Origin of the sequence: Streptomyces tailanensis (assembly GCF_008386495.1) — a bacterium.
In the GTDB taxonomy this organism is placed as follows: domain Bacteria; phylum Actinomycetota; class Actinomycetes; order Streptomycetales; family Streptomycetaceae; genus Streptomyces; species Streptomyces tailanensis.
Window position 1 is genome coordinate 1 of record NZ_VTHJ01000147.1, and the last position, 3,906, is coordinate 3,906.

General features: G+C 69.4%; 3 protein-coding genes. 1 reads left to right on the forward strand and 2 read right to left on the reverse strand.

All coding sequences use genetic code 11. The features are described 5' to 3' along the window. Positions 1 to 116 precede the first annotated feature (116 nt). Positions 117 to 929 carry an SAM-dependent methyltransferase gene (locus F3T56_RS45470; protein ID WP_149831318.1) on the forward strand — a complete coding sequence of 271 codons (813 nt, stop codon included), beginning with the start codon at positions 117 to 119 and terminating at the stop codon, positions 927 to 929. A gap of 21 nt (positions 930 to 950) precedes the next feature. Here the strand turns inward: F3T56_RS45470 and F3T56_RS45475 are convergent, their stop codons facing one another. Beyond that, the gene (locus F3T56_RS45475; protein ID WP_149831319.1) at positions 951 to 2,501 is read right to left on the reverse strand and encodes an acyl-CoA synthetase; all 1,551 of its coding nucleotides are present in this window, start codon (positions 2,499 to 2,501) and stop codon (positions 951 to 953) included. After that, on the reverse strand, positions 2,498 to 3,610 hold the full coding sequence (locus F3T56_RS45480; protein ID WP_149831320.1) for an NAD(P)H-dependent flavin oxidoreductase: 1,113 nt from the start codon (positions 3,608 to 3,610) through the stop codon (positions 2,498 to 2,500). The genes F3T56_RS45475 and F3T56_RS45480 overlap by 4 nt, the downstream gene beginning before the upstream one ends. Between the last annotated feature and the right edge of the window lie 296 nt (positions 3,611 to 3,906).

Genomic DNA, 3,906 nt, shown 5'->3' on the forward strand with positions numbered 1-3,906 from the left:
CTCGCCGCGGCTGAGGGTGATTCGTGTGAGTGAATGAGCCAAGGGTGTGGTGCCGCCCCCGGCTGGGCGGCACCATGCCAGTGGCAGACAACCGTTCCTCACAAGGAGGCCGCCCGGTGGCGCAGTACTCGTCAAGCCCGGAGACAGATGCGATCGCCAAGATCGACACGTCGGTGCCGCATTCGGCCCGTGTCTGGAACTACTGGCTGGGCGGCAAGGACAACTACCCGGTCGATCACGAGATCGGTGACGCGTTCCGCACGGTGTTCCCCGGCATCACCGACCTGGCCCGTGACTCCCGGGCCTTCCTCGGCCGGGCGGTCCGGTTCCTCGCCGGTGAGGCCGGGATACGTCAGTTCCTCGACATCGGCACCGGCCTGCCGACCGCCGACAACACCCACGAGATCGCCCAGCGAGTGGCGCCCGACGCGCGGGTCGTCTACGTGGACAACGACCCGCTCGTGCTGACCCACGCGCGGGCCCTGCTCACGAGCACCCCCGAGGGGGTGACCGACTACGTGGACTCCGATCTGCACGACCCGAAGACCGTGCTGCGGGAGGCGGCGCGGACACTGGACCTCACCCAGCCGGTGGGGCTGACGATGATGCAGGTCAGCGGGCATATCGCGGATTACGACGAGGCGCTGGCCATCGTCGGTGGGCTCATGGCGGCCCTGCCCTCGGGGAGTTACTTCGCGTTCAACGACAGCGTGGACACGAACGAGGCCAACGCCGAGGCCACCCGCAAGTACAACGAGAGCGGCGCGGTCCCGTACTACCTGCGGAGCCCGGAGCAACTCGCCGGATTCTTCAACGGGTTGGAGCTGTTGGAGCCGGGTGTCGTCCCGCTGAACGACTGGCGGCCTGACCCGTCTGCAGGGCCGTCGGGCGAGGTGATCGCGCTGGGCGGGGTCGCGCGCAAGCCCTGAGGCCCGCTCGCGACCCTGTCGTCACACGCTCTTCTGCCGGCCTTCCCAGTACGGTTCGCGCAGCCTCCGCTTGTAGAGCTTGCCGTTCGGGTCGCGGGGCATCGCCTCGGTGAAGTCGACGCTCTTCGGGCGTTTGTACCCGGCGAGTTCGCGGGCGCAGTGGGCGAGGATCTCCTCGGCCAGCGCCGGCCCCGGGGTGAATCCCGGGGCCGGTTCGACCACGGCCTTGACCTCCTCGCCCCAGTCGTCGTGCGGGATGCCGAAGGCGGCGGCATCGGCGACGGCGGGGTGGGTGAGGAGAGCGGCCTCGATCTCGGCGGGGTAGATGTTGACCCCGCCGGAGATGATGAGGTCGATCTTGCGGTCGCGGAGGAAGAGGTAGCCGTCCTCGTCGAGATAGCCGAGGTCGCCGACGGTGAAGAAGTCGCCGATGCGGTTCTTCTTCGTCTTGCCCTCGTCCTTGTGGTACGAGAAGCCGCCGGTGCTCATCTTCAGGTAGACGGTGCCGAGTTCACCGGGCGGCAGCCGGTTGCCGTCGTCGTCGAAAACGGCGAGTTCACTGATGGGCCAGGCCTTGCCGACCGTGCCGGGCTTCTTCAGCCAGTCCTCGGCGGTGGCGAAGGCGCCGCCCCCCTCGCTGGCCGCGTAGTACTCCTCGACACTGTTCCCCCACCACTCGATCATGGCCCGCTTGACGTGGTCCGGGCAGGGGGCGGCACCGTGGATGGCGTGCCGCATGGACGACACGTCGTAGCGGGCGCGTACGTCCTCGGGGAGCGCCAGCAGCCGGTGGAACTGGGTGGGGACCATATGGGTGTGGGTGCAGCGGTGGGTGTCGATGAGGCGGAGCATCTCCTCGGGCGTCCACTTGTCCATCAGGACGAGCTTGTGCCCGATGTGCAGGGACGCGCCGGCGAACTGCAGGACGGCTGTGTGGTAGAGCGGTGAGCACACCAGGTGCACATTGTCGTCGTACGGCCTGATGCCGAAGATGCCGAGGAAGCCGCCGAGGTAGGACTCCTCGGGGATCTTGCCGGGCAGCGGGCGCCGAATGCCTCGGGGGCGGCCGGTGGTGCCCGAGGTGTAGTTCATGACCCAGCCGAGGGTGCGGTCGTCGGGCGCCGCCCCAGGCTGCCCGTCGAGGAGTTCGGGGTACGGGCGGAAGCCGTCGACCGCGCCGACCGCGTACCGGTGGCTCGCGGGAAGCTTCGCCTCGTCGGCGGCGTGGCGTGCGGCCTCGGCGAACCGCTCGTGCGCGATCAGCACCTTGGCGCCCGAGTCGGAGACGATCCAGGCGATCTCGGGGCCCACGAGGTGGTGGTTGACGGGGACGAGGTAGAGGCCGGCCTGGGTGGCGGCCAGGTGCGCCGTGAAGAACTCGACGCCGTTGGGCAGGACGACCGCGAAGGCGTCGCCGCGTTCGAGTCCGGCCGCGCGCAGTCCGTGCACCAGCCGGTTGGCCTCGGCGTGCAGGCGTCCGGCGGTCCACTCCTCGCCGTCGGGGGCGACGAGCACCGTGCGGTCGGGGTCGGCGGTGGCCTGGGCCCAGAAACCTTGGGGGGCTTGGCTCACTGTTCGGCGCTCCTTCCGGCGATCCGGTTGATGCGGTCGACGGCCTTCTCGAAACCGCGGGTGAGGTCGTCGAAGACTGCCTGGACGCTGCGTTCGCTGTTCATCCGGCCGACGATCTGCCCGACCGGGGTCCCGAGCAGGGGCTCGACCTCGTACTTCTGGATGCGGGAGACCGCCTCGGCGACGAGCAGGCCCTGGAGGGGCATGGGGAGCGCGCCGGGGCCCTGCGGGTCGTCCCAGGCGTCGGTCCATTCGGTACGGAGCTGGCGTGCGGGTTTGCCGGTGAGGGCGCGGGAGCGGACGGTGTCGCCGGAGCCGGCGGCGAGGAGCTTCTCGATCAGTTTGGGCGAGGGCAGTTCGGCCTCGGTGGTGGTCAGCCACAGCGAACCGAGCCAGACGCCCTGGGCGCCGAGCGCGAAGGCGGCGGCCGCCTGCTGTCCGCTGCCGATGCCGCCGGCGGCGAGCACGGGCAACGGGTCGACGGCTTCGACGGCTTCGGGGGTCAGCACCATCGAGGCGATCTCGCCGGTGTGGCCGCCGGCCTCGTACCCCTGGGCGACGACGATGTCGATGCCCGCGTCGGCGTGCTTGCGGGCATGCCGGGCGCTACCCGCGAGGGCGGCTACGAGCACGTCCTGTTCGTGGGCGCGGTCGATGACGTCGGCGGGCGGGGAGCCGAGCGCGTTGGCGAGCAGTTTGATCGGGTAGTCGAAGGCTACGTCGAGTTGAGTGCGGGCGACCTGTTCCATCCAGCCGGTGATCCGCCAGCCGGAGGCCTCGCCGTCGGCGAGTTCGGGCACACCGTGTTTGGCGAGGGTGTCCTTGACGAACTGCCGGTGCCCCTCGGGGATCATCGCCTCTACGTCCGCCTCCGTCACGCCCTCGACCTTCTTGGCCGGCATGACGACGTCCAGACCGTACGGCTTTCCGTCGACGTGCGCCTCGATCCAGTCCAGGTCGCGTTTGAGGTCGTCGGGCGCCGTGTAGCGGACCGCGCCGAGCACCCCGAAGCCGCCGGCCCGGCTGATGGCCGCGGCGACGGCGGGGAACGGCGTGAAGCCGAAGACGGCGTGCTCGACTCCCAGGTTGTTGCTCAGCTGCGTCTGCATGGTGCGCAGCATGCCGGAGTCCTCCGGAGGAGGGAAGGGTTTTCTGATGCACCGTCAGTTTTTTGCTCACCGTCAGTTTTTGTGGGCGTCGCCTATTGGGGAGGGGTGATGGGTTCGTTGGCGGGTGCGGGATTGTTGTGGCTGGTCGCGCAGTTCCCCGCGCCCCTTTGGGGCGCGGGGTGTTGACTTGGCTTACACGTGGACCGAAGGAGGCTTTCGATGTCCTTAGGTGCAGGAGATGTAACCGGCGGGATGAGTCGGCGTCAGCTTGGGCAGCGTGCGTCGGTGGGGGGGGG

Excerpts from the sequence above, each read along its gene's own strand:
- F3T56_RS45480 (WP_149831320.1), bottom strand. The coding sequence starts at position 3,610 with ATGCAGACGCAGCTGAGCAACAACCTGGGAGTCGAGCACGCCGTCTTC.